Annotated in this window: 20 protein-coding genes; 17 read left to right on the plus strand and 3 right to left on the minus strand. The window is 60.2% G+C overall.

Going from position 1 to position 24,645, the window contains the following annotated elements; translation table 11 throughout:
* Nucleotides 1-16: 16 nt before the first annotated feature.
* From GT019_RS12470 to GT019_RS32470, 7 genes are all read left to right on the plus strand, one after another.
* Entirely contained in the window at nt 17-784 is a 768-nt protein-coding gene (locus tag GT019_RS12470; protein ID WP_161743505.1) for an ABC transporter ATP-binding protein, read from the plus strand.
* On the plus strand, nt 756-1,508 hold the full coding sequence (locus GT019_RS12475; RefSeq protein ID WP_161743506.1) for an ABC transporter permease: 753 nt from the start codon (nt 756-758) through the stop codon (nt 1,506-1,508). Before GT019_RS12470 ends, GT019_RS12475 begins: the two co-directional genes overlap by 29 nt.
* An 11-nt stretch (nt 1,509-1,519) precedes the next feature.
* Nucleotides 1,520-3,019 (plus strand): sensor histidine kinase, encoded by a 1,500-nt coding sequence (locus GT019_RS12480; RefSeq protein WP_161743507.1) that lies wholly within the window; start codon nt 1,520-1,522, stop codon nt 3,017-3,019.
* On the plus strand, nt 2,997-3,683 hold the full coding sequence (locus GT019_RS12485) for a response regulator transcription factor (protein WP_161743508.1): 687 nt from the start codon (nt 2,997-2,999) through the stop codon (nt 3,681-3,683). The genes GT019_RS12480 and GT019_RS12485 overlap by 23 nt, the downstream gene beginning before the upstream one ends.
* A 271-nt stretch (nt 3,684-3,954) precedes the next feature.
* Nucleotides 3,955-6,027: a serine hydrolase domain-containing protein gene (locus GT019_RS12490; protein ID WP_161743509.1), complete on the plus strand. Its 2,073-nt coding sequence runs from the start codon at nt 3,955-3,957 to the stop codon at nt 6,025-6,027.
* 305 nt (nt 6,028-6,332) lie between these two features.
* Nucleotides 6,333-7,442 carry a betaine/proline/choline family ABC transporter ATP-binding protein gene (locus tag GT019_RS12495; protein ID WP_161743510.1) on the plus strand — a complete coding sequence of 370 codons (1,110 nt, stop codon included), beginning with the start codon at nt 6,333-6,335 and terminating at the stop codon, nt 7,440-7,442.
* A gap of 13 nt (nt 7,443-7,455) precedes the next feature.
* Entirely contained in the window at nt 7,456-9,015 is a 1,560-nt protein-coding gene (locus GT019_RS32470; RefSeq protein WP_161743511.1) for a glycine betaine ABC transporter substrate-binding protein, read from the plus strand.
* Between the two features lie 154 nt (nt 9,016-9,169).
* Here GT019_RS32470 and GT019_RS12505 read toward each other — a convergent pair whose 3' ends face one another.
* A complete protein-coding gene (locus GT019_RS12505; RefSeq protein WP_161743512.1) occupies nt 9,170-10,240 on the minus strand; it encodes an ABC transporter substrate-binding protein in 1,071 nt (356 codons plus the stop codon).
* Nucleotides 10,241-10,649: 409 nt separating this feature from the next.
* On the opposite strand from GT019_RS12505, the gene GT019_RS12510 reads away from it, so the two are divergent.
* From GT019_RS12510 to GT019_RS12540, 7 genes are all read left to right on the plus strand, one after another.
* Nucleotides 10,650-12,503, plus strand: coding sequence for a sensor histidine kinase (locus tag GT019_RS12510; RefSeq protein WP_161743513.1), 1,854 nt, complete (start codon nt 10,650-10,652; stop codon nt 12,501-12,503).
* Complete coding sequence (locus GT019_RS12515; protein WP_161743514.1) at nt 12,478-14,028, plus strand: response regulator; 1,551 nt, start codon at nt 12,478-12,480, stop codon at nt 14,026-14,028. Before GT019_RS12510 ends, GT019_RS12515 begins: the two co-directional genes overlap by 26 nt.
* A 256-nt stretch (nt 14,029-14,284) precedes the next feature.
* On the plus strand, nt 14,285-15,676 hold the full coding sequence (locus GT019_RS12520) for an ABC transporter substrate-binding protein (RefSeq protein WP_161743515.1): 1,392 nt from the start codon (nt 14,285-14,287) through the stop codon (nt 15,674-15,676).
* A gap of 94 nt (nt 15,677-15,770) precedes the next feature.
* On the plus strand, nt 15,771-16,637 hold the full coding sequence (locus tag GT019_RS12525; RefSeq protein WP_161743516.1) for a carbohydrate ABC transporter permease: 867 nt from the start codon (nt 15,771-15,773) through the stop codon (nt 16,635-16,637).
* Nucleotides 16,634-17,539, plus strand: a complete 906-nt coding sequence (locus GT019_RS12530; protein ID WP_235947837.1) for a carbohydrate ABC transporter permease — start codon at nt 16,634-16,636, stop codon at nt 17,537-17,539. The genes GT019_RS12525 and GT019_RS12530 overlap by 4 nt, the downstream gene beginning before the upstream one ends.
* Nucleotides 17,540-17,716: 177 nt before the next feature.
* Nucleotides 17,717-19,849, plus strand: a complete 2,133-nt coding sequence (locus GT019_RS12535; protein ID WP_161743517.1) for a GMC family oxidoreductase — start codon at nt 17,717-17,719, stop codon at nt 19,847-19,849.
* Nucleotides 19,850-19,856: 7 nt separating this feature from the next.
* Nucleotides 19,857-20,405, plus strand: coding sequence for a GNAT family N-acetyltransferase (locus tag GT019_RS12540; RefSeq protein ID WP_161743518.1), 549 nt, complete (start codon nt 19,857-19,859; stop codon nt 20,403-20,405).
* A 176-nt stretch (nt 20,406-20,581) separates the two neighbouring features.
* Here the strand turns inward: GT019_RS12540 and GT019_RS12545 are convergent, their stop codons facing one another.
* Nucleotides 20,582-21,562: a GntR family transcriptional regulator gene (locus GT019_RS12545; RefSeq protein ID WP_161743519.1), complete on the minus strand. Its 981-nt coding sequence runs from the start codon at nt 21,560-21,562 to the stop codon at nt 20,582-20,584.
* A gap of 191 nt (nt 21,563-21,753) precedes the next feature.
* On the opposite strand from GT019_RS12545, the gene GT019_RS12550 reads away from it, so the two are divergent.
* From GT019_RS12550 to GT019_RS12560, 3 genes are all read left to right on the plus strand, one after another.
* Nucleotides 21,754-22,242: an HPP family protein gene (locus GT019_RS12550; protein WP_161743525.1), complete on the plus strand. Its 489-nt coding sequence runs from the start codon at nt 21,754-21,756 to the stop codon at nt 22,240-22,242.
* 17 nt (nt 22,243-22,259) lie between these two features.
* Entirely contained in the window at nt 22,260-23,165 is a 906-nt protein-coding gene (locus tag GT019_RS12555) for a pyridoxamine 5'-phosphate oxidase family protein (RefSeq protein WP_161743520.1), read from the plus strand.
* A gap of 72 nt (nt 23,166-23,237) precedes the next feature.
* Entirely contained in the window at nt 23,238-23,735 is a 498-nt protein-coding gene (locus tag GT019_RS12560) for a hypothetical protein (RefSeq protein ID WP_161743521.1), read from the plus strand.
* 79 nt (nt 23,736-23,814) lie between these two features.
* Here GT019_RS12560 and GT019_RS12565 read toward each other — a convergent pair.
* Nucleotides 23,815-24,645: S-layer homology domain-containing protein (locus GT019_RS12565; protein WP_161743522.1), on the minus strand; the 831-nt coding region annotated here is incomplete at its 5' end.

The raw sequence follows: 24,645 nt of genomic DNA on the forward strand, positions 1-24,645 counted from the left end.
ATTAGGAGGGATCACGATGAACGCAGAGATCGCGTTGGACATTCAAGGGCTTTCCAAGACTTACCGCAACAAGCGCGGCATCGACGATATCACGCTGCAGGTCGCGCGCGGCGACGTGTACGGCTTCTTCGGGCCGAACGGCGCCGGCAAGTCCACGGTCATGAAAATCATCGCCGGCCTGATCAAACCGGACCGCGGGCATGTCCGGCTGTTCGGGCACGACGTGGGCGACCAGTACGAGCTCGCCATGAGTCAGGCGGGCGTGCTGATCGAGAAGGCCGAGGCGTTCGAATATATGAGCGGCCGCCGCAATCTGGAGCTCGCGGCCAGGCTGTACCCGGGGCTGCCCAAGACGAGGATCGACGAGGTGCTCGAGCTGGTCGGCCTCGCGGCAAGCGGCCGGGAGAAGGTCGGCCACTACTCGCTCGGCATGAAGCAGCGGCTCGGCATCGCCTGCGCGCTCGTGTCCAAGCCGAAGCTGCTTATCCTGGATGAGCCGACGAACGGCCTCGACATCGAGAGCATGGTCGAAGTCCGGGAGCTGATCAAGCGGTTGGCGGCGCAGGAGCGGACGACGTTCTTCGTCTCGAGCCATCTGATCTCGGAGATGGAGATGATCTGCAACCGGATCGGCATCCTGCACGAAGGCAAATTGATCCGCGAAGGCGGCATGGCGGAGCTGCTGCAGGAATCGGGACAGTCGCTCGAGACGTACTTCGTCGCGCAGCTTCGGATCGAAAGGGAGGGCGCGCGCCATGAATCTGCTGCTGTCCAGTACCATTAACGAGTGGACGAAGCTGCGGTCGCGGAAGAAGACGGTCTTCTTCCTGGCGTTGATCGCGCTGCTGCCGTTCCTCGGCCTGCCGGCCGTCATGAAGCTGCAGGGCGGCTTCGGCATCGCGGCCATCGCCGGCTCGGACTATCCGATCACCGTCTTGAACCTGCTTGCTTCGTTCGTGCTTCCTCTGCTGATCTTCATGTCGGCCGCGGATATGTTCTCGGGCGAGTTCGGCGACAAGACGATCCGGTCCGTGCTCGCCAGGCCCGTGAGCCGGTTCAAGATCTTCTTCGCGAAGCTGATCGCCGCGTTCTCGCTCGTCGCCGCCGGCCTGCTGCTCGGCTGGATCTCCTCGGCGATCGCCTCGTTCTTCCTGCCGCATGCGGACGGCCTGCCGCGCGCGCTCGCCGAATCGGCGCTGGCGCATGCGGTCACCGCCTTGCCCCTGTTCGCGATCTGCGCGGCCGCCGTCGTCGTCGCGATGTTCTTCAAGCATGCAAGCGGGGCGCTGGCGATTTGCATCCTGGTCTATGCGGCCGCCAAGCTGCTCGGCTTCGTGCTGCCGCAATACGCGGCGTGGCTTCCGACCGCCTATATGGATTGGCACGAGCTTTGGATCGGCAGCGCGGCGACCGCCGGGAGAATCGCGACCGTCTTCAGCTATTTGCTGGGCTGTGGTATAGTTTTGAGTACGCTTGGCTATTGCGCGTTCGATAAAAAAGAAGTGTAGGGGACTCGTCTATGTCGATCCGGATTCGGCTGTTGTTATCTTACCTGGCGATGCTGATCGTGCCGCTAGCGCTGCTCGGCATATCCGTCGTTGTCATCGGCTTCGCCGTGTTCGGCGACCTGCGCTCCGTGTTCCCTTTGGATACCAATAACAAGAACATCGTCGCGGCGATTCTGACCGAAGAGGCGGATATCGCCGCCGACATCCGTTTGCGGATAAGCGGGAATCCGGATTCGCTGCGGGACGAGACGCTGATGCAGGCCTATAGCGACAGGCTGGGCAAGCTCAACATGGGACTGGTCGCCCGGATCGGGGGCCGGGAGGCGTTCGCGTCGCCCAAGTTCCAGGGAACGGACATCGCGGCGGAGCTGCCTGCTTACGGCGCCGTGCAAGAACACAGGAGAGACATGGCGGCCGGACACAAACGGGATTGGATTCTGACGCGACAATACGACATTGCCTTCGCGGACGGTTCCAAAGGTAGCTATTACATCCTGATGAACCTCGATTTCGTGGGCTTTCTCTTCGCCAAGTTTTTCAAGCTGTTCTTTATCGTGCTGCTCGTCGTGCTGGTCGTGATCAACGGCATTCTGACATATTTCGTTTCGCGCAGCATCATCCGGCCGCTCCGGGCGCTCAAGCGAGCCGCCGGCGAGATCAAGGAAGGCAACCTGAGCTACCGGGTGACGCCGGAATCCCGGGACGAGATCGGGCAGCTGGCCGCGGCGTTCGAAGAGATGCGGCTTCGGCTGCAGGATTCCGTCGGCGTGCAGCTGCAGTACGAGGATAACCGGAAGAACCTCATCTCGAATATTTCGCATGATCTGAAGACGCCGGTGACCGCCATCAAGGGATACGTGGAAGGTATCATGGACGGGGTGACGGACACGCCGGAGAAGCTGGACCGGTATTTGCAGACCATTCACGCCAAGACCGTCCAGCTGGACCGGATGATCGACGAGCTGTTCATGTTCTCGAAGCTGGATCTGAAGCGGCTCCCGTTTCATTTCGAGGCGGTGGAGCTGCGTTCGTTCCTCCAGGATTGCACCGACGAGCTGCAGATGGACGTCGAGAAGCGCGGCATGAAGCTGATCTACGAAACGTCCGGACCGCTGGAGCCCGCGCCCGTCACGGCGGACCGCGACAAGCTGAAGCGGGTGCTCGTGAACGTCATCGAGAATGCGGTCAAGTACATGGACAAGGAAGACGGCCGGATCTGGATCGGGCTGAACGACGAGGACAATGCGTACCGGATCGTGATCAAGGATAACGGGCCCGGCATCCCGGCGGACGCGCTGCCGCATATCTTCGATCGGTTCTACCGGGCGGATCCGGCGCGGAACGCCAATACCGGCGGCAGCGGACTGGGGCTTGCGATCGCGGCGCATATCGTGGAGGAGCACGGCGGCACGATCAAGGCGGCCAGCGAGCCCGGCATCGGCACGGTCATCATGATTTCCATGAAGAAACTCGAAGGGGGCGGCGGGCGTGAAGCGAATCTTGATCATTGAAGACGATACCAGCATCGCCGAGCTGGAACGGGATTACTTGACGATCCACCAGTTCGACGTGCATATCGAATCGAGCGGAGACAAAGGGCTGCGGCAGGCGCTCGAGGGACGGTACGATCTGATCATCCTCGATCTGATGCTGCCGATGGTCGACGGCTTCGAGATCTGCCGCACGCTGCGCGGCCAGCTGGATATCCCCATCCTGATGGTATCCGCGAAGAAGGAAGACATCGATAAGATCCGCGGATTGGGTCTCGGCGCGGACGATTATATCATCAAGCCGTTCAGCCCGAGCGAGCTGGTCGCCCGCGTGAAAGCCCATCTCGCCCGCTTCGAGCGCCTGTCCGGCGGCGGGCAGAAGCGGGAGGAGATCCGCATCCGCGGTCTGCTGATCGACAAGGCGGCCCGGCGGGTATTCGTCAACGACAAGGAAGTCGCTTTCACGACGAAGGAATTCGATCTCCTCGCCCACCTCGCCGCGAATCCGAACCGGGTGTTCAGCAAGGAGCAATTGTTCGAGCAGCTGTGGGGCATGGATTCGATGGGCGACATCGCCACCGTCACGGTCCATATTCGCAAGATCCGGGAGAAAATCGAGGTCGATCCTTCGAATTCCCAATATATCGATACGATCTGGGGCGCGGGCTATCGGTTCAAAGTGTAGGCGCAAGCAATCTTAATAGGAATGCGAAGGACGTAACCCGAGCCTAGGCGCGGAAATGTCCTTTTTTTGTTGGGCGGAAGGTAGGCTCCCTGCTAGGGACGCAGGGTTATAGAGCGAAACGGGGTTTACGGTCATCTATTTTACAACCTATTCAAATAAAGGGATCTTTTAGGCGGTAATCTCGTATTACTAGAGACTCTGCCCAAGCGAATGCTTTCAAAGGAGGATGGTAGATTCGGGGAGCATCGCAAAACAATTCGAGGAGGTTCGCATGCGAAAAAGAAGATTCTGGATGCCCATCGCCGCGCTTGCGGTAACGATGCTCGTTCCGCCGGGGGCGATGGCCGCAGGCCAAAGCGATACGACGACGACCTATGAGGCCACGCGGAAAGCCGCGACGGAGAAGGCCGCGCTGCTCACGGGAACCTACAATACGACCAGCGTTCAGTATGCGCTGATCGATCAAGGACGCATCGTCGTCTCCGGCCAGTCCGGCCGCAACGACGAACAAGGGCTTAAGCCGCTTACGAAGAAGACGATGTACGGCATCGGATCGACGAGCAAAATGTTCATCGCCGCTGCCGTGATGAAGCTGGCGGACGAAGGCAAGATCGACCTGGACGCGCCGGTCGTCCAATACATCCCGAATTTCACGATGAAGGACGAGCGGTATAAGCTGATCACGCCGCGCATGCTGCTGAATCATTCTTCGGGGTTGTACGGATCGACGTTCGTCAACGCGTTTCTATTCGAGGACAACGATACCTACGCGCACGATACGCTGCTGACGCAGCTGGCGGATCAGAAGCTGAAGGCCGATCCGGGCGCTTACTCGGTGTACAGCAACGACGGCTTCACGTTAGCCGAGCTGTTGGTGGAGCAGGTCGGCGGCTTGGATTTCACGACCTATATGCACCGCAATTTTACGGAGCCGCTCGGCATGGAAGATACGAAGACGCCGCTCGATCCGATCGATGAATCGCGGACGGCGGGGCTCTATTACCCTACCTATAAGGGCCAAATGCCGAACGAGTCGGTCAATGTCATCGGGACCGGCGGCATCTATTCGACGGCGGAGGACTTGGTCCGATTCTCCCAAATCTTCAACGGGCATGCCGAGGACATCCTCTCCGCCAAGGCGTTGACCGCCATGGAGCAGGAAGAGTATAAGCGCGGGATGTGGCCCGATGATGCGGATACGTCCATTAATTACGGGCTCGGCTGGGACAGCGTCAACCTGTTTCCGTTCAGCGATTACGGCACGCAAGCGCTTACGAAGGGCGGAGACACGATATTCTACCACTCTTCGCTCGTCGTGCTTCGCGAATATAACATGGCGGCCGCCGTGGTCTCTTCGGGCGGCTCCAGCACGACGGATCAGCTGCTGGCCAACGAGATCCTGCTGAGCGCGCTCAAGGAGAAGGGCGCCATTGCCGACATCAAGCCCGGGAAGTCGTTCGGCGCGCCGGTCAAAGCGGCGATGCCCGCGGAATTGATGAATGCGGCCGGCGTCTACGGCGCAACGAACCAATTGATCAAGATCGACATCGGCAGCGCAGGCAGCTTGACGTTATCCTCGGTGCAAGCGCCCGAAGCTCCGCCCGAAACGTATACGTACACGGCGGACGGTTCGTTCAGGAGCGCGGACGGGAACGCGAAGCTCGACTTCGTGAAGGAAGACAACGGCCGAACGTACTTGCGGCTCCGGGCTTACGCTTCGCTGCCGGGACTCGGCCAAACGGCCTTGTCGCAATACGCGGCGGAGAAGCTGGAAGAGAACGATCTGCCGGCCGCGACGGCTGCAGCCTGGAAGGAACGCGACGGCAAGAAGTACTTCTTGGTCAACGAGAAGTACTCGTCGCTCGCGTACTTGCTGCTGCCGGCGCTCAAGATCAACTTGTTCGCGGATGCGCCCGGCTATGTGCTGGATCAGAAAATAACCGGCCCGGACGCCTCTGCAAGCGATCTGCAAATTCCGACGATGGCGGGCCGGGATACGCAGGCCTACAGCTTCTTCAGGGAAGACGGCATCGAGTACCTGACCTCATCCGGCAGCATCTACGAAAGCGAAGAGGCCGTGAAGCCGATCTATCCGGGCAAAAAATCGACGGCGACGATTCCGGCGAGCGGTCTGGCCAAATGGTACGCGGTATCCGAGAAATCCGTAGGCAAGACCATGCAAGTGAAGCTGCCGGCTAACGGCTCGTTTGCGGTTTACGACGCGCAGGGAAATTGCGTGCATTTCAGCATCATCGGCGGCAATCATACATTCGTACTGCCCGAGAACGGCGCTGTCGTGTTCGCCGGGGACGCCGGATCGAAGATGGCGATCACCATTCAGTAAGCATGAGATAACGGGGGAGATCGTCTGTCGCGGACGATCTCCCTTTTTTGCGCGCGTCCAAGCGAACAACGAGGAGCGGTTGCCCCGTGCGACGGTTCCTTTTTGCATTAGCGAGTCGAATGACGACTGAACCTGAATCAGGCGCGAAGGTCAGGACGGTCAGGACGGTCAGGGCGGTGAAAGCGGCCCTTGCTGCTCGTAATCCGCGACGCATTCCGCGTCGTTTACATTAGAATCGGCATTTCGGGCATGATAATCGTAAAGTTTGCCAATGCGCGCAAAAATCGGAAACGGAGGTGCCTGCCATGATCCAGTTCAACGATGTCGTGAAAAAATACAAGGACGGCCCGGCGGCGCTGAAGGGCATCAATTTGGAAATCAAAAGCGGCGAGCTGGTCACGCTGATCGGCCCGAGCGGCTGCGGCAAGACGACGACCATGAAGATGATCAACCGGCTCGTCGAGCCTTCCTCCGGCACGATTTTGGTCGACGGGCAGGACATCTCGAAGATCAATTCGATCGAGCTCCGCCGGAATATCGGCTACGTGATCCAGCATATCGGCCTCTTCCCGCACATGAAGATCAAGGACAACGTGGAAATCGTGCCGAAGCTGAAGAAAATGGACAAGCGCGCCTATGAACGAAGAACCGACGAGTTGATGGATATGGTCGGACTCGACCCGAGCAGCTACAAAAACCGTTATCCGGCGGAGCTTAGCGGCGGCCAGCAGCAGCGCATCGGCGTCATTCGCGCGATGGCGGCGGAGCCGTCCATCATCCTGATGGACGAGCCGTTCAGCGCGCTCGATCCCATCAGCCGGGAGCAGCTGCAGGACGAGCTGATCCGCCTGCAGGAGGAAGTGCGGAAGACGATCGTGTTCGTCTCCCACGACATGGACGAGGCGCTTAAGATCGCCGACCGGATCGTCCTCATGAAGGACGGGGAGATCGTCCAGGCGGATACGCCCGAGCGCATCATCCGCCGCCCGCGGAACGATTTCGTCCGCACCTTTATCGGCGAGGAACGCTTGAACCAGTCGGAGAAGCTGGCGGTGGAAGACGTGATGCTGCCGAATCCGGTGACCGTCCATCTGGGGAGAGGCATGGCGTACGGCGCGAAGCTGATGCGCAAGCACCGCGTCAACGGACTGCTCGTCATCGACAAGAACCGGGTGCTGAAAGGGATCGTCACGAAAGAGATATTGGAAGAGCAGTTCCGGCAGGAGGATCTGATCCTGCAGGATATCATGATCGCCGACGTTCACGCCGTCCCCGTCGGGACGGGCGTCGCCGAAGCCGTGGACCTGATGAAGCAGCACGGCATACACAACCTGCCGGTCGTGAACCGCGAGGGACAAGTGGCGGGGTTGGTCACGAATTCAAGCTTGATCGATGCTTTATTGAAACAGCTCTGATGCGGAGGCAGCCATGAATCTTTGGGACGTATTGGTCAATCGGAAGGACGATATCCTTCGCGCTACGTTGGAACATATCCAAATCTCGCTCATCGCGCTCCTCATCGCGATCGTCATCTCGATCCCCGTCGGCCTGCTGCTGACTCGGATGCCGAGATTGGCTGCGCCGGTCATCGGCATCGCCTCTCTGTTCCAGACGATTCCGAGCCTGGCGTTGCTCGGTTTCATGATTCCGCTGCTCGGGATCGGCTTCACCCCGGCCATCGTGGCCTTGACGGTGTATGCCCTGCTGCCGATTCTCCGGAACACGTATACGGGGATCATGAACGTCGAGAAGCCGATCAAGGAAGCCGGCATCGGCATGGGCATGACGAGCTTCCAGGTGATGTGGAAGGTGGAGCTGCCGCTGGCGCTGAACGTCATCATGGCGGGTATCCGCACGGCGACGGTCATGATCATCGGCGTCGCCACGCTCGCTTCGCTGATCGGCGCGGGCGGGCTCGGCGACTTGATTTTTCGGGGCATATCCACCGTCAACACGGAGCTGATCCTGGCCGGCACGATTCCGGCCGCGCTCATGGCGCTGCTGTTCGATTACATGCTGGGGCGGATGGAGAAGGCGCTGACCCCGCGCGGGGTACGGCCGAGATCGCGGAAGCCGAAGTTCGTCAGAGGCTTGGAGATCGGGCTCGGCGCGCTGCTGGTCCTGGCCGTGGCAGCCGGCTTGGTGTCCAGGTTCGGGCAGGGCGGCGGCGCCGATTCCGTCGTCGTGGGCGGCAAAAACTTCACGGAGCAGGATATTCTGGTCCATATCATGTCGTCCTTGATCGAGGCGAAGACCGACTTGCAGGTCGTTCGCAAAACGTACCTCGGCGGTTCGGAGGTCACCCACAGCGCATTGATCGGCGGGGATATCGACCTGTACCCGGAGTACACCGGAACCGGATGGACGGCGGTGCTGAAGGAAAAGCCGATCGGCGGGGATCCGGAGCAGACCTACGATAAGGTGAAGCAAGCCTACGAGCAGCAGTTCAAGGTCACGTGGCTGAAGCCGCTCGGCTTCAACAATACCTACACGCTGGCCATGCGGAGCGACCAGGCGCAGAAGCTCGGCGTCTCGACCTTCTCCGAGCTGTCGTCGCGGGCGTCCGGATTGGTGCTCGGCGCGACGCATGAATTTCTCGAGCGGCCCGACGGGTATCCAGGACTGCAAGCCGCGTACGGCATCAAGTTCAAGGAGACGAAGGGGCTGGACCCGGGGATCACGTACGCCGCCGTAAGAGACGGCAAAGTCGACGTCAACGACGCCTTCTCCACGGACGGCCGCATCCCGGCCTTCCATCTGAAGGTGCTGGCGGACGATAAACGGTATTTCCCTCCGTATTACGCCGTTCCGATCATTCGCATGGATACCTTGCAGGCGCATCCCGAGCTGGAAGAGACGCTTGATCTGCTCGCGGGCAAGCTGAACGAGAAGGCGATGTCCGAACTCAATGCCAAGGTGGATCTGGAAGGCCGACAGGCGCGCGACGTGGCGGAGGAGTGGCTGAAAACCGCGGGGCTGCTGCCATGATCGAATGCCGGAGGAGAACAGGCAGGTCGCCGAAGGACGGCCGGCTGCAAGCTGCCCGTACCTCAAGCCAACAACGAAAAAGCATCGGCATTTATCGGCTGCGCGATAAATGACCGATGCTTTTTACGGTTTGGCGCGTCTGCCGAGCGGAGGCTTATTTCGACTCGAGCAGCGTTTGGGTGAGGGCATCGATTTGGCCGAGAACGGAGACCGGATCGAAATAGAAGTAGGTTTTGTAATCGAGCGGAATCAGGTGGCCCTGCTTGACGGCAGGCAGGCTTTTCCATATGCTGCTGTCGGTCACCGCCTTCAGCTGCGCTTCCGTCGTTCCTTCGTACGTGGAGAGAAAGATATAGTCCGCATTCGCGATCTCGCCCAGCTTCTCCATGGAAATTTCTTGATACTGCACGCCGTTGTCGATGACGTTCTTCTGCACCCAATCCGGCGCTTTGAATCGGAGGGCGTTGTAGATGACTTCGCCGCCGCGTCCGTAGTTGTCGCCCATGACCGCGAGCGTCTTGCCGTCGGCTTCGAGCAGCACGGCCGTCATGCCCGGCTTCACCTTGCCCTTCAGCTTCTCCCGGGCCTGCTCGGCCTTGCTGTCGTACTCCGCTTCCCAGGCTTCCGCCTCCTTGGTACGGTTCATAAGCGCCCCGAATTGCTTGACTTCGTCGTGGATGTTCTTGATGGATTCGTAGGCGATGAACATCGTCGGCGCGATCTTGGCGAGATCGTCGTATTCTTCGGAGAGCGTATCGTTGATGACGATGAGGTCGGGCTTCAGCGCCAATACCTTCTCGGCGGAAGCCGGCGAACCGATGTCGGCGATCGACGCTTCCTGCTTCGTTAGGAAAGGGCTGCCCATCCACCATTCCTTGCTGCCGCCGACCGGTTGAATGCCTAGCGCCAGCAGCGTGCCGGAATAGTAGCCGGCGACGATCCGCTGCGGGTCGGCCGGAATCTCGATCTCGCCTTTGGTGGTGTTGACGGTGCGGGTGGCGGCAGCGTCCGTTTGGCGGGCATTGGCGCCGCCGGAGCCGTTCGAAGCGTCGTTTGCCGGTTTATCGGCGTCATTCGCGGATGGCGGCGTATTTCCCGCATTCGCCGCGGAGGACGGAGGAGCATCGGTGTTCGAATTGCCGCCGCAGGCGCTGACGGCGGTCGTCACGGCGAGCAGCGAGACGGCAAGGATGGTAAAACGGGCGGTACGGTTGAATGAACGCATGAATCGAATCCCCTTTGATATTGAGAATCATTATTAATTGAATGATAACAATTATCACTTCTTATGTCCAGAAATTACTGGAAAGGGGATAGCGCGGCAAGCTTCGGCTCCATGGCGCGCGGCGAGGCTGAACCTGGGCGCGAAGTCGCGCTGCCCCTTAAGCCGAACAGGGAGGATAGTTCGATCGCGTCGCGAATATACCACATAGCCAAGGCGCGAAGCACGCAGACTGGACGGCCGCAGCGCGTAGTCGGTAGCCCCGGATGGCCATCCGCGGCTCCCAGCACGCAGCCCCGGATGGCCGCAGCCCGCAGTCAGCGGCCCACAGTCCGCAGCCCCGGATGGCCGCAGCCCGCAGTTCGCACCTCCGGATGGCCGCGCTAACGGAATCGATGGAGGGTAACCGAAAATGGACAAGCTGCCGCGTTGGAAGGATTATTTGCTGAAAACGAAGCTATTCCTCGCGTTCTCCGCGGCGTCGCTGTTTATCGTCGCGCTGACGTGCCTTATTTTTTACCATCGAAATGTAAGCGATTTCAGAACGCAGACGGTCGCGCTGTCGGATACGATCACCCGTCAATACAGCCGCACCTTCGAGCTGTACGTCCAGGACATCGAGAAGCTGTCCGTGTCCATTATCGGCGACCCCGTCATTCAGCAAAGCCTCATCGACCATTACAAGTCGACCGACGACGTGGAGCAAAATCAGATCGAGCTCCAGGTCAACAACCGCCTGTTCACGCATCTTCAGCCGCGTCCTCAGCTTCAGAGCATCTATATCTTCTCGTTGGACGATTTCGCGTATTACGTCTCCAAGGCGAACGGACCCAAAACCAGCTTCAACCTGCAGGACGAATCGTGGTACGCGGACCGTGACGCCGTCGTGCGGAACAAATTCCTGCTCCTGCCCGTTGCCGAGGAAGAGACGGGCGGCGGCCGCAAAGCCCAGGTGATTTCCTTCGTCCGCAATATCAACCGGATTCCTTTCCGCGAAATAACCGCTTATATGAAGATCAACATCAACGTCAATATCTTCAAGAACATGTTCGTCAATTCCGACTCCAACGAAGTGGAGCGAAACATGCGGGTGTTTATCGCGACGGACGACGGCAGCATCGTCTACGATGGCCGAAGCGAGCTGACGGGGCGCATGGACGCGGGTCTGGCGATGTCCGCGTTCCGTCAGCCGGGGCGTTCCGGCGACCTGGTCTGGCAGGGCCGTCACTATCTGTACACGCTGGAGAAGTCGACGTACACGAAGTGGAATACGGTCATCCTCATTCCGAACGAATTCCTGCTCTCGAAGCAAAAGAAGGCGCAGTACATCCTGCTGCTCGTCGGCATGCTGGCGATGCTGCTCATCGCCGCCGTCTCGTATCTGCTGTCGCATCAGATCACGCTGCCGCTCCGTTCCATGATGACAAAGATGGCGCGCGTCGAGCTCGGAGACCTGAGCCAGCGCATGACCGTCGAGGGGCGGGACGAAATCGGCCGCCTGAGCCGGATCTGCAACAACATGCTGGACAGCATCACCCGGCTTATCTCCGAGGTGTACGAATCGAAGCTTGCGGAGAAGAGCGCCCAATTGTCGGCGCTGCAGGCGCAGATCAATCCGCATTTTCTCTATAATACGCTGAACATCATGAAATCCATCAGCCGCATCCGGGGCATCGAGGAGGTCGCGGAGATGTCGGAGTCGCTGGCCGAGTTGTTCCAGTACAGCATGAAGAACCTGCAGCATCCCGTGCCGCTGCGGGACGAGCTGGACCATATCCGGAACTATATGAACATCCAACAGCACCGCTTCAGCAACCGGTTCGAGCTGTTCATGGCCGTCCCGGACGAGCTGCTGGACGCGTCCGTGCTGAAGCTGACGATCCAGCCGCTCGTCGAGAATGCCGTCATCCACGGGCTCGGCAAAGTAAGGGCGGGCGGATGCATCGCGATTCGCGCGAGCCGGCGGGGGCCGTCGCTGATCGTGGAGGTATCCGACAACGGAGCCGGCATGGACGGGAACCGGCTGCACGAGCTGCGGTACGCGCTTCGGCATCCCGGCCGGCCGGACGATCGCCGGGAGGAGGCGCACGGGATCGGACTCCGGAATATCGGACAGCGGATTCAGCTCCTGTACGGGGAAGATTGCGGCATCGAGCTTGCCGGCAATCCGGGAGGGGGCCTGACGGTGCGGCTGGTCTTCCCGTACCGGCGGCATGATCTTGAGGAAGGAGCGAAGAACGATGAATATCTACCTCGTCGAGGATGAGCGGTGGGCGCTCGCGGAGCTGGTCGAATTGTTCAAGCGTTATCAGCCCGCGCATCGCGTGCTTGCGTTCGGCAGCGGAGAGGACGCGCTGCAGGCCGCGGCGACGGACCCTCCGCAGCTGGTGCTGACCGATATCAACATGCCGGGCATGGACGGACTGGAGCTGATCGAGGAGCTGATCGCCCGGCATCCCGACGTGAAAGGCATCGTGCTGAGCGTGCACGATCAGTTCGCGTACGCGCAGCGCGGCATGAAGCTCGGCGTGATCGACTACCTGCTGAAGCCGGTCAAGAAGGACGTGCTTTACAAGGCGATCGACAAGGCGATGCAAGGCATCGCGGACGACGGCAGGAGCAAGGACGACCGTACCAATTGGTCGCTCATGCAGCAGCTGATCGCCGCGGAATCGCCGGAAGCAGGGACGGCCGCGCCGCTGGCGCATCGACGCTGCGGGCTGGCGCTGCTCCAGATCGACAACAAGCCCGGTTCGGCCGGCTCCGGCGATGACGCATGCGCGGGACGCCGCGCGGCCGCGTTGAAGTCGCATTTCCGTCATCCCGGCCTGCAGGGACAAGCGCTTCACTGCCTGACGATCGACGCGAAGCGCAAAGTTTTCCTGGCGCCCGCACCCGACGACGGTCTGGCAGAGGCTTTCCGGTCCGGCCTGTCGGCGATGCACGCGAGTCTATTGCGCGAAGGGATGCAGGCGCATGTCGCATACGCTTTCAAAGCGGAACGGGAAAGTCTGAATCACAGCTACGAAGGGCTGCTTAGACGCTTCGAGGCGCAGGTACTGTTCGGACAACCTACGTGGATCGAGCCGGCGGCCCGGAGCGAGAAGATCCGGCAGACCGACCTCGCCGCCGTATGGGAGAAGGTGCGCGTCCTGCAAACGCATCTCAAGCAGGGGGACGTGCGCAAGGGCAGGGAGACGATCCGGAAGATCGGCGACGAGCTCCGCATGAAAGCCGTGACCATGAAGCAGCTGACGCTGTTCGTGAACGATCTGTTCTATTCGCTGAAATACAACCTCGAGGCATCGGCGCGCGGCGAGATCAACCTGGGCAAGCTGCAGGAGGACATCAGCATACTGAACGAATTCGCGACCTACGAGCAGCTGACCGGCTGGCTGGCCGATCGGGCGTTCTCACTTGTCGGCGAGCGCGAGCCGACCGACCAGAATCCGAAGGGGCTCGTCCCCGTGCTGATGAGTTGGATTCATGCGAATTATCCGCATGAGCTGTCGCTGCGGCAGTTCGCGTCCGACAACCACGTCAGCCTGGGCTATCTGTCCCGATTGTTCAAGTCCCAGACCGGCCTCACGTTCTCCGAATACGTGATCCGCCACCGCATCGCGAAGGCGAAGGAACTGCTCGACGAAGGCGACGCGCGTCTGTCCGACGTATGCGGCTTGGTCGGGTACGAGGACGCGAAGCATTTCAGCGAACTGTTCAAAAAGTTCGTCGGCGAGCGGCCCCACGCGTACGCGAAGCGAAAAAAGGAAAATTCGCCCCCTTCTTTCTGACAAAAGCGCAGGTGTTCGGTCAAGAAGGTTCCCTCTACAATGATGGTATAGGGAACCCGGGCCCTTGGCAGGAGACACATATTGCAAGCGCATACATCCGATTCGATCGCGAAATCGAGGGGTTAAGGCGCAGCGGCTGCAGCCATCCGTTGGCGGCACGGCGCATTATGCCGGCGCGAACCAAGCCGGCGACCGCGGCGCATCGCGCGCTTGCATGGATTTCGAGGAACGGACCGACTAAGGAGGTTGTTCAGGAATGAGAAGAACGAAACGGCATACGCTAGCCGCGCTCACGAGCCTGCTGCTGGTCATCGTCCTGCTTACGGGCTGCGGCGGGAGCGGCGGCAGCAATAACGCCGGCGCGAACGAGCCGGCGACGACGGACGACGCGGGATCGGGCGGCACGAACGATGCGGCGGGTTCGGACGGCGCGAACAAGCCGGCAGAGAAGCAGACGCTGACGCTGATGGTCGGCAATACGGGCACGACGCTGGAAGCGCTCAAGAACGTCGCCGCCGAGGCGGAGAAGAAACTGAACATCGCCATCGAATTCGACATCAAGCCGGACGGCACGGAAGGCGACAACCTCGTCAAGACGCGCCTCGCGACCGGCGACATGGACGACCTGCTCGTATACAACACGGGTTCGCTGCTGCAGGCGCTTAATCCGGCCGACAATTTCCTGGACATGGCGAACGAACCGTTCATGACGGACGTGATGGACGCGTTCAAGACCGTCGTCACGATCGACGGCAAGGTGTTCGGCGCGCCGGTCGGCTCTTCCTCGGCCGGTGCCATCCTGTACAACAAGAAGGTTTACTCGGAGCTCGGCCTGAAGGTGCCGACGACGTGGGCCGAGTTCATGGACAACAACGCGAAGATCAAAGCAGCCGGTAAGACCGCGGTCATCGCGTCCTATAAGGAAACGTGGACCTCGCAGCTGTTCGTGCTCGGCGACTATTACAACGTCGCGACGCAGGTGCCGAGCTTCGCGGCGGACTATACGGCGAACAAGGCGAAGTATGCGACGACGCCGGAGGCGCTGCGCGGCTTCGAGAAGACGGCCGAAGTATTCAAGGCGGGCTATATGAACAAGGATTTCCTCGCGACGACCTACGACGTGGCGCTCAAGATGCTCGCCGACGGGACCGGCGTCCACTATCCGATGCTGACGGGCGGCCTCGACACGATCATGCAGAACAGCCCGGACAAGATCGGCGACATCGGCGTGTTCCCGATTCCGAGCGACAAGGCGGAGGTGAACGGCCTGACGGTCTGGATGCCGAGCGGCATGTATATCAACAAGAACAGCAAGAAGATCGAAGCCGCGAAGCAATGGGTCGCCTACTTCGTCTCCAAGGAAGGGCAGACGGCGTTCTCGTCCAAGGTGAAGGCAGCGGGTCCCTACGTCATCAAAGGCATCGATCTTCCCGCGGATTCGTACGAAGGCGTCAAGGACATGCAGCCGTACTTCGACGCGGGGAAGACGGCGCCGGCGCTCGAATTCGTCTCGCCCGTCAAAGGGCCGAACCTGGAGAATATCACGGTTGCGGTAGGCAGCGGGATCAGCGACGCCTTGAAGGGCGCGAAGGATTACGACAAGGACATCGAGAAGCAAGCGCAGCAGCTGGACCTCCCCGGCTGGTAAGCGTTCGAAGCCGCGCGGGCGACGGCTTGATTCCGGGATCGGGCCCTGCAGCGTCCATGCAGGGCCTCTTTCCCTACGAAAGAGGAGAGAACCTATGACCAAAGTGTCCATGCGGACGTATTCCTATCTGTTCCTTCTGCCGGCGGGCATCATTTATTTCGTCTTCTACCTGCTGCCGACCGTCTTGTCTTTCTTCTTCAGCATGACGAGATGGACCTTGACCAAATGGGATTTTATCGGCTTCCAGAACTACGCGACCTTCTTCTCGGAAACGTCGCTCAGCATCGGCTTCAAGAATACGGTGATCTACGCCGTCGTGACCTGCGGCCTGAAGGTCGTTTTCGGCCTGCTGCTCGGCGCATTCCTGACCTCGCGCGTCATGTTCAGAAATTATTTGCGGTCGGTCGTCTTCTTTCCCACGCTCCTCAGCACGATCGCGGTCGGCATCGCCTTCTCCACCATGATGCATCCCTCGCATGGCGTGTTCAACGCGGCGCTGGCTTTGATCGGTATGAGCGGGCCGGATTGGCTCGGCAATACGAAGCTTGCCCTGCTGTCCGTCGCGTTCGTCGACGTCTGGAAGGGCGTGGGGATCGCCACGGTCATCTTCATCGCCGGCATTACGGCCATTCCGCAGGAATATTACGAAGCGCTCAAGATCGACGGCGGCAGCAACTGGTCCGCCTTTCGCCACATAACGGTGCCGCTCAGCCGGCCTGCCATGAACTCGGTCATCATTCTGGCGTTCATCGGCGGTCTCCGTTCGTTCGACCTGATTTGGGCCATGACCAAGGGGGGACCGGGCTTTACCACCGACCTGATCGCCTCGATCATATACAAGCAGTACCAGGCCGGCTTCTACGGTCTGGCGACCGCCGGCAACGTGATCCTCTTCGTCTGCGTGTCGGTGCTGGCGTTCCCGCTGTATAAGTTGCTGACGAAAAGCGAGGTGGACCTATGAGCAAGGGAATGAGCAGTCCGATAAGCAGGCGCTTGGGACGCGGCGCGGAAGCCGCGGCGAGCCGGACGGGGGGCAAGGTCGGCCGGCGCCTCGCGCTCGGGGCGGTTGCCTTGTTCCTCAGCACCTTGATCTTCTGGGTCCCGTTCTACTTCGTCATCATCAATTCGCTCAAGGACCAGACGCAATCGGCGGATCTGTCCATGGCATGGCCGACGAGCTTTCATTTCATCGCGAATTACAAAGCGGTGCTGACCGCGTCCGAGCATATGCTCGTGCGCGCCTTCCTGAACAGCGCGCTGCTGACGGTGCTCTCGATCGGCATCCTCGTTCTCGTCGCCGCGATGGCGGGCTTCGTCCTGCAGCGCAGGGAAGGAGGGAGGGCTTCGTCGCTCATCAATTTCCTGGTGCTGGCCGGACTGATGATTCCGCCGGCGATCGTCCCGACGATCTGGGTGCTGGACGGCATCCATCTGTTCAAGACGCTTGCCGGCATCACCTTGGTCGAGGTGTCGCTGCATTTCCCGTTCGCCGCGATCCTGTACAAAGCGTTCGTTGCCTCGCTCCCGAGGGAAATCGACGAGAGCGCGATGATCGACGGCTGCGGCGGCGGCCGCTTGTTCGCTAGCATTATCTTTCCGCTGCTCAAGCCGGTGACGTCGACGATCATCGTCCTGACCTCCATCAACGTGTTCAACGACTTCGTCAATCCGCTCTATTTCTTCCCCGGCGCGGCCAACGCGACGGTGCAGCTGACGCTGTACAACTTCATGAGCCGGTTCACGACCTCTTGGAACCTGCTGTTCGCCGACATCGTCCTCATCTCGATCCCGATGCTGATCCTGTTCGTCTTCTTCAACAAGAAGATCGTGGCGGGCATGACGGCGGGCGCGGTGAAGGGCTGAGCGAGTCCGAGCCTGCCCGGGACGGATTACTATTTTCCCATCGTAAACGGATGATCCGCATGCTATTATGGAAGCGTTAAGCATAGGATGGTCAAATCGAGAGGGACAGCTGTGGACCCGTATAGGAGAGAAGTTCATGAAGATGAGCGTTCACGAGGCACCGGGCGGTGTCGGACGATGACGACAGGCGGCCGAAAGTCGTTATCCGCCGAGGTTGAGCTGATTTTGAAAGCGGTTGCGGACCGCATGATTCCGGGGGACGCGTGGCCGTCGGCGACCGATGCGGGCGCGTTGACCTACTTGGAGCGCCAAGCCGGCGAGGATCCCGCGCATTGGGCGACCGTTATCGAGCCGGGCTTGCGCGCGTTGAATGCGGAAGCGGCTGCTCGCCATGGCCGGCCCTTCGCGGAATTGCCGGCCGGAGAGCAGGACGTCCTGCTGGATGACGTCCGGCATGGGCGCGTTCGCGACTGGCCGGCTCCGGCGAGGCCTTTTTTTGACGCGTTATTGAGCCTCGTCGCGGAGGGTTATTACGGAACGCCCGAAGCAGGCGGGAATCTTGGCGGCCGATCATGGGACATGATCGGATTCCGTCCGGGACCGCTCCCCGGAATCCCGCATCCGGTCCCGGAAACCGACCTGCCGCAGCGGTCGTTCGAGGAGCTGCGGGACCGGTACGACGCCGTCGTGATCGGAGCGGGGGCCGGAGGCTCGACCGCCGCGGCCGTGCTCGCCGAATCGGGCCTGCAGGTGCTGGTCGTCGAACGCGGAAGCTGGCTGCGCTACGGCGAGGTCGGCCGCGATCACCTGCGGAACCATCGCTTGAGCAAATACGGGCATAACACCGGTCCTTCCCTGGAGGGCCATCCGCGGACGATGCTCATGCCGGACGGGGAAGAGCGGATGACCGCGCCGCACGAAGGCGATTACCATAATAACGCGATGACGGCGGGCGGCGGGACGAGGGTGTACGGCGCGCAGGCATGGCGGTTTCATCCGGAGGACTTTCGCATGGCGACGCGTTACGGCATCCCGGACGGCAGCTCCTTGAGCGACTGGCCGATCGGTTATGCGGATCTTGCTCCCTATTACGAGCGCGCCGAGTGGGAAGTCGGCGTCTCGGGCGACGGGGAGGCCCATCCCGGTCGCGGCAAGCGGGAGCGTCCGTACCCGATGCCGGCATTGTCCGGAACGAGGGAAACGGAAGTGCTCGGCAAGGCGGCGGCGAAGCTGGGCTGGACGGCCGGACCGGTGCCGCTGCTCATCAATTCCGTCGAACGCGACGGAAGGCCGGCCTGCGGGCGATGCGGCCAGTGCGTCGGGTTCGCCTGTCCGACCGACAGCAAGAACGGCGGCCAGAATACCATGCTGGCGAGTGCCCTCGCTACCGGCAATTGCGACTTGATCTGCGATACCATCGTGGAACGCATCGATACGGAAGGGGGCACGCATGCCGCCGGCGTTCGCCTCGCGCGGGAAACCGAAGGCGGGATCCTTCGCCGGCAGGTCCGGGCGGGACAGGTGGTCGTCGCGGCCGGCGCCATCGAAAGCGCGCGCCTGCTGCTCAACTCGGCCAGCGACGCGGAACCGGACGGGATCGGCAACCGGTTCGGACAAGTCGGCAGGAATCTGCAAGGCCATCTCTATGCCGGCGCCTACGGCGTGTTCGACGAACCGGTTCAGGACGGACTCGGGCCGGGCGTGAGCATCGCCACTTTCCGCTTCGACCACAGCGGCGAAGCCGGAGTGATCGGGGGCGGCTTGCTGGCGAACGATTTCACCCGGCTGCCGCTCGTCCATTGGTACCGCGCGCTTGCGCCGGATGCGGCCCGCTGGGGAAGCGCGGGCAAGGAAACGATGCGCGACAGCTTCTTGCGGACGAGCCAGATCCAAGGCCCGATCCAGGAAATCCCGACCGCCGAGTCCAGGGTGCGGCTCTCGGCTTCGGTGAAAGACCGCTTCGGCCTCCCGGTCGCGAAGCTCTCCGGCAGCGTCCATCCGGAGTCTCTCCGGGCGTCGTCGATGCTCGCGGAGCAAGCGGAGAAGTGGCTTTGGACCGCCGGAGCACGCCAGGTATGGCGCACGCGCGCGGGCACCGGGCTGAGCGGCGGCCAGCATCAGGCCGGGACGCTGCGCATGGGCAACGACCCGACGACGTCCGTCACCGATCCCATGGGCCGCGTGCACGGGTACGACAATCTCTGGGTGAGCGACGGCTCCGTTCACGTGACCAACGGCGGCGTGAATCCGGTGCTGACCATTCTTGCCCTCGCTTTTCGTACCGCGGATAACATCGTGAAACAGGGGTGAGCGAGGCATGATCTACGTCGAGACGGCGAGATTGCGATTGCGCGATTGGCAAGATTCCGACTTGGAGCCGTTCCGCCGGCTGAATGCGGACGAAGAGGTGATGGCGTACTTTCCCAAGACGCTGTCGGCCGAAGAAACGGCGGCGTTCCTTCGCGCGATTCAAGCCGAGTTCGATGCGTGCGGGTACGGGCTATACGCCGCGGAAACGAAAGAAAACGATGCCTTTATCGGGTTTATCGGCTTTCATCGGGCGACGTTCGAGGCGGATTTTACGCCGTGCGTGGAAATCGGCTGGCGGTTGGCCAGGAGCGCGTGGGGGAAAGGCTATGCCACCGAAGGCGCGGAAGCTTGTTTGACTTACGGATGGGGCGAACTGGGTTTCGCCGACGTGTACAGCTTCACGGCCGAGGCGAACGCTCCTTCCAAGAATGTCATGCGTAAAATCGGCATGCGCTTCGTCAAGCATTTCAATCACCCGAAAATCGGGACAGAGAGTCCGTTAAGCAAGCATGTCTTATATCATGCCCGGCAAAATGACGAGAACGATAGACGTTGATCAACAAAGAAAACCGCCCCTTCATCACATTGGGCGGTTTTCTTTTTGCCGTTCGGCGGCATGAGGGGGCACAGCCGTCATGCGCCGTCTCGCCACGCTTGCGGAGCCGCAAGGTGCCTGGAAGCGGACGCGTCCGGTCCAATCCGGGGCGACTTCGCCCCAGTCGGGTCGGGCATTTATCGCGACTGCAGGGCGATGTCCTGCAATAAACTCGCGCTGCTCATCTCCAGCTTCATGGGGAACAGCTCCGTTTTGTCGGGGAGCATTTTCTTCAGTTCCGGGAATACGGCGGCAGAGGCATAGATCTTGTCGAAGGTATCGACCGCGCCGCTCAGATAGTCGCGCTCGTCCATTCCCAACGTTTCCACCCGGAGGGCGGTGATCCCCGCTTCGCGAATGCGGTTCGCCATCCATTCGCCGCCGGTTTTCCCCAGGCATACGAAAGCAACATGGCTGCCCTGCTTCAGCGACGCGATCTCAAGCAACAGCGCCGTATCGACGGTCGCCCCGATCACGACGACCTTCTTGTCGAAGCGGGAACAGAGCGCTTTGGCCTCGTCCGCATGATTCAAGGTCGTGACGATGATATCGGAACGCAGGATCGCCTCGCGCGCGGCATCTTCGTTACCGGCGGCGTCATCGAGAAAGAACGTTTCAATGTCGCCGTGCGTGGCTTGTTCGATCTGCTGGCGATAGAAAGGATGATCATGGCCGTTGCATTCCAGCAACAAAACGCGCGGCTTGCCGGCAGGATGGGGCGGCTGAAGCAACGTATAGGCAAGCCCCGCCAGAAAGAAGGATTTCAAATCGAATCCGGCGGCCTCGGCTTCGCGCACGGTGCTGTCGATCAGCTGCTGCATCGGTTTCCGTTCTTCCGCGAGCTGCTTGGTCTGGTTCCCGGCGGTGATTTGCGTGCCGCGTCCCTTCTGCATGATCACGAGCCCTTCGTCGCGCAATTGGCTGTATACCCAGTTGATCGTATTGCGATTGAGCTCGAGCTCGTCCGCCAATTGACTGGTGGAAGGGAGCAGGTCGCCGGCTTCCATCTGCCCGATGCCGATGAGCCATTTCAATTGTTCTTTGATCTGCGTATTCACGTTGAACGTCAAATGGGGATCGACTTGCAGGAGAAATTTTTTCTCTTCGATCGTAGACACCTCATTTCATGGTTGACTAGTTCTATTATAACGCTGTTTGCCGCATATTCCAACTTGGCTAAGAAATAATAAGTAAATTAGGGTTGACATACTGAACAATAAATTATATAACTAGGTAACTAGTTTATTAATTTTATGGTGGTGGATGCGTGGATAACAAAGACGAGACGCAAACGAGGTACTGGCTGAAGATGAGCGGGCTAGGAAGGAGTCCTTTGAAGGTCGTTCCAAGGAATGCGCTGATCGGCGCGATCGGCGGATTTGCCGTTATCGGTCTGTTGGCGCTGCTCTCCGACCTGACGCCGTGCATCTGGATGATGGCTCCGTTCGGCGCGACATGTGTGCTGGCATTCGGCGTGTGGGACGCGCCGTTGTCCCAGCCGCGCAATATCGTCGGCGGGCATCTGATATCGACGCTCGTGGGTTTGACCTGTTGTCATCTGTTCGGTCAAAGCAACTGGGTGTTGGCGATTGCCGTAGGTCTGGCAATCGGCCTCATGATGTTGACCAAAACCACGCATCCGCCGGCCGGCGCCGATCCATTGGTCGTGATTCTTAGCGGAAGCGGCTGGAGTTTCCTGGTTGCGCCGGTATTGATCGGATCCGCGTTGATCGTGCTGGTTGCCGTTATCTTGAACAATCTGGACAAGAACCGCAGGTATCCGACATTCTGGTTCTGAATTTGGAGGGAAACGATATGCAGGATGTGTATCATGAAGGCGAACGGATGGTTCAGAACCGCTCCGGGGAAGGCGCGATCGCCGCTCAGCACGCGAAGATGATCAGCAGCAGCTTCTCCAAAGGAATCGTGAATTTCCTCCAGACGCAGCAGTTCGCGGTATTGTCGTCCACGGACGGGGAAGGAAAGGTCTGGACGACGTTTCTGACCGGGGAGCCGGGTTTCGTCGAAGTGCTCGACGAGCAGCGGGCGTTGATTCGGGCGGAACTGATCGCGGACGACCCGCTCGCTTCCGCGACGGGCGAACAGAAGCAGGTCGGGCTGCTGATCATCGATACGAAGCGGCGGATCAGGCTGCGGATCAACGGTACGGCCGCGATGGAAAGGGAACGGTTCATCGTGACCGCGCATCAGATTTACGGCAACTGTCCCAAATATATTCAGAAGCGAACGCTCCGTCCGGAGCAGGACGTCCACAGGCTGCTGAAGTCCGAGCGGCGCGCCAAGGAGTTGAACACGCTGCAGACGGACTGGATCGCGCAGGCGGACACCTTCTATATCGGCAGCACGAATGACCGGGGAGAAATGGATGCTTCGCACCGGGGAGGAAATCCGGGGTTCGTTCGCGTCGAAGATGCGCATACGCTGCTCTTTCCCGATTATTTCGGCAATTCGATGTTCAATACCTTGGGAAACATTCAATCGAATCCTTTGTCGGGCCTGTTATTCATCGACTATGAGCATGGACATTCACTTCATCTGACCGGCGCGTCCGCCATCATCTGGGACGAAGCGACGATCGCGGCTTTCCCCGGGGCGGACCGGGTCGTTCGGTTCGAGATCAGGGACGTTGTCCAGTTGGATAACGCGACTGCGATGCGGTGGGAGGATACGGAGATGTCGCCATATAATCCGCTGGGTTGAGGGGGGCGATGGGAGGCAATACGCATAAGCGCGAACAAATATTTGGTCATCATTCAAGCGAATCGGCAGGTTATGGGGAAAGCCATGCACGGACTGCTATACGACCAAGAGCTGCCGATCGCTAGCCGAGCCGTTTCCCGGGCGGATGGCCCTATCCGTCCGGGATGGCTTGGACCGCATCCTGCCGATCGATTAAAAGGAGCTTCTATATGGATAGGTCTGGTTAATAGGGGCAAGCTAATCTCGTACCTTGCCGTCATTGCATTGATTATCGCGATGATCGCCGCTTCGGCGTTACTATATCATGACGAACTCCACGGACGTGCGTTTCCGCTGCTGCCGTTCGTCTTTCCTTCGGATAGCGCAGCGATGCTGCCGCTCAGTGCGCTTATCGCTTCCGTATTCCTGTTCGGATCGGTATGGGCGTATAAGAAACTCGAAATGAAACCGAACGGACGCCGAACAGAAGCGCAATTGAAACAAGTCATCGCCAGGCACAAGGAGGCGGCTTCGAATTCATCCAATGGATTCGAAGCCGTCTTATTGGCGTTGGTGCCGGGATCAGCGTGAACGTCGCGGCGGCGAAGCAAAAAAAGGAGAGGACGATTATCGTCCTCTCCGGGCATGCGTTATACGGATACGAATTCGATTAAGCTTTCACGAGCTCGTGGACGCGTTTGACCATGGCCGCAGCATCCTCGCGGGTCAAGCCGTTCTTGGGATTGAAGTTGCCGTTCGCGTCCAATGCGACGATCTTCAAGGCGATCGCCGTTTGAATGGCGCCTTGGTTCGCGGCATCGATCTTGTCGCCGTCCTTGATGTCTGCCGGAACGAGGTTCAGCATCGGCAGCAGACCGCCCTTTTGGAGCGTGTGGACGAGCAGGTACGTGAACGATTCGCGGGTCACGCCGGCGTTCGGATCGATCTTGATTTGCAGGTTCGCTTTCGGGCCGGCGGCATCCTTGATCAGCTGCACGGCTTCCACCGCCGTGATCGTCTCGTTATGCGGCGCGGACGGCGCTTGGTGAGCCTTCAGGTATTGGACGGCTTGATTGACGATCGCGGTCGCATCGTCCAGCGAGAGGCCGGCTTTCGGATTGAAGTTGCCGGCTTGATCCAATTTCACGAAGCCGAGGGCAAGCGCCGTCTGGATCGCGCCTTGGTGGTCGACGTCGATGTTATCGCCGTCCTTGATGTCCGCCGGAACGAGTTTCAGCATCGGCAGTTGGCCGCTCGTTTGCAGCGTGTGGATCAGCAGGTACGTGAACGACTCGCGGGTCACGACGGCGTTCGGATCGATCTTGATTTGCAGGTTCGCCTTCGGACCGACGGCTTGCTTGATCAGCTGCACGGCTTGCTCGCCCGTAATCGTCTCGTTATGCGGCGCTTGGTGAGCCTTCAGATATTGCGTGGCTTGGTTCGCGATCGCGGTCGCATCGGCAACGGTGAGGCCGGCTTTCGGATTGAAGTTGCCGGCTTG

Source organism: Paenibacillus glycinis, assembly GCF_009909185.1.
GTDB lineage: Bacteria > Bacillota > Bacilli > Paenibacillales > Paenibacillaceae > Paenibacillus_Z > Paenibacillus_Z glycinis.

Coding starts and splice junctions, on each gene's coding strand:
- GT019_RS12525 (WP_161743516.1), top strand. CDS start 15,771: ATGACCAAAGTGTCCATGCGGACGTATTCCTATCTGTTCCTTCTGCCG.
- GT019_RS12505 (WP_161743512.1), bottom strand. CDS start 10,240: ATGCGTTCATTCAACCGTACCGCCCGTTTTACCATCCTTGCCGTCTCG.
- GT019_RS12495 (WP_161743510.1), top strand. CDS start 6,333: ATGATCCAGTTCAACGATGTCGTGAAAAAATACAAGGACGGCCCGGCG.
- GT019_RS12560 (WP_161743521.1), top strand. CDS start 23,238: ATGGGGAAAGCCATGCACGGACTGCTATACGACCAAGAGCTGCCGATC.
- GT019_RS12490 (WP_161743509.1), top strand. CDS start 3,955: ATGCGAAAAAGAAGATTCTGGATGCCCATCGCCGCGCTTGCGGTAACG.
- GT019_RS12510 (WP_161743513.1), top strand. CDS start 10,650: ATGGACAAGCTGCCGCGTTGGAAGGATTATTTGCTGAAAACGAAGCTA.
- GT019_RS12520 (WP_161743515.1), top strand. CDS start 14,285: ATGAGAAGAACGAAACGGCATACGCTAGCCGCGCTCACGAGCCTGCTG.
- GT019_RS12550 (WP_161743525.1), top strand. CDS start 21,754: ATGAGCGGGCTAGGAAGGAGTCCTTTGAAGGTCGTTCCAAGGAATGCG.
- GT019_RS12480 (WP_161743507.1), top strand. CDS start 1,520: ATGTCGATCCGGATTCGGCTGTTGTTATCTTACCTGGCGATGCTGATC.
- GT019_RS12470 (WP_161743505.1), top strand. CDS start 17: ATGAACGCAGAGATCGCGTTGGACATTCAAGGGCTTTCCAAGACTTAC.
- GT019_RS12540 (WP_161743518.1), top strand. CDS start 19,857: ATGATCTACGTCGAGACGGCGAGATTGCGATTGCGCGATTGGCAAGAT.
- GT019_RS32470 (WP_161743511.1), top strand. CDS start 7,456: ATGAATCTTTGGGACGTATTGGTCAATCGGAAGGACGATATCCTTCGC.
- GT019_RS12530 (WP_235947837.1), top strand. CDS start 16,634: ATGAGCAAGGGAATGAGCAGTCCGATAAGCAGGCGCTTGGGACGCGGC.
- GT019_RS12555 (WP_161743520.1), top strand. CDS start 22,260: ATGCAGGATGTGTATCATGAAGGCGAACGGATGGTTCAGAACCGCTCC.
- GT019_RS12475 (WP_161743506.1), top strand. CDS start 756: ATGAATCTGCTGCTGTCCAGTACCATTAACGAGTGGACGAAGCTGCGG.
- GT019_RS12515 (WP_161743514.1), top strand. CDS start 12,478: ATGAATATCTACCTCGTCGAGGATGAGCGGTGGGCGCTCGCGGAGCTG.
- GT019_RS12535 (WP_161743517.1), top strand. CDS start 17,717: ATGACGACAGGCGGCCGAAAGTCGTTATCCGCCGAGGTTGAGCTGATT.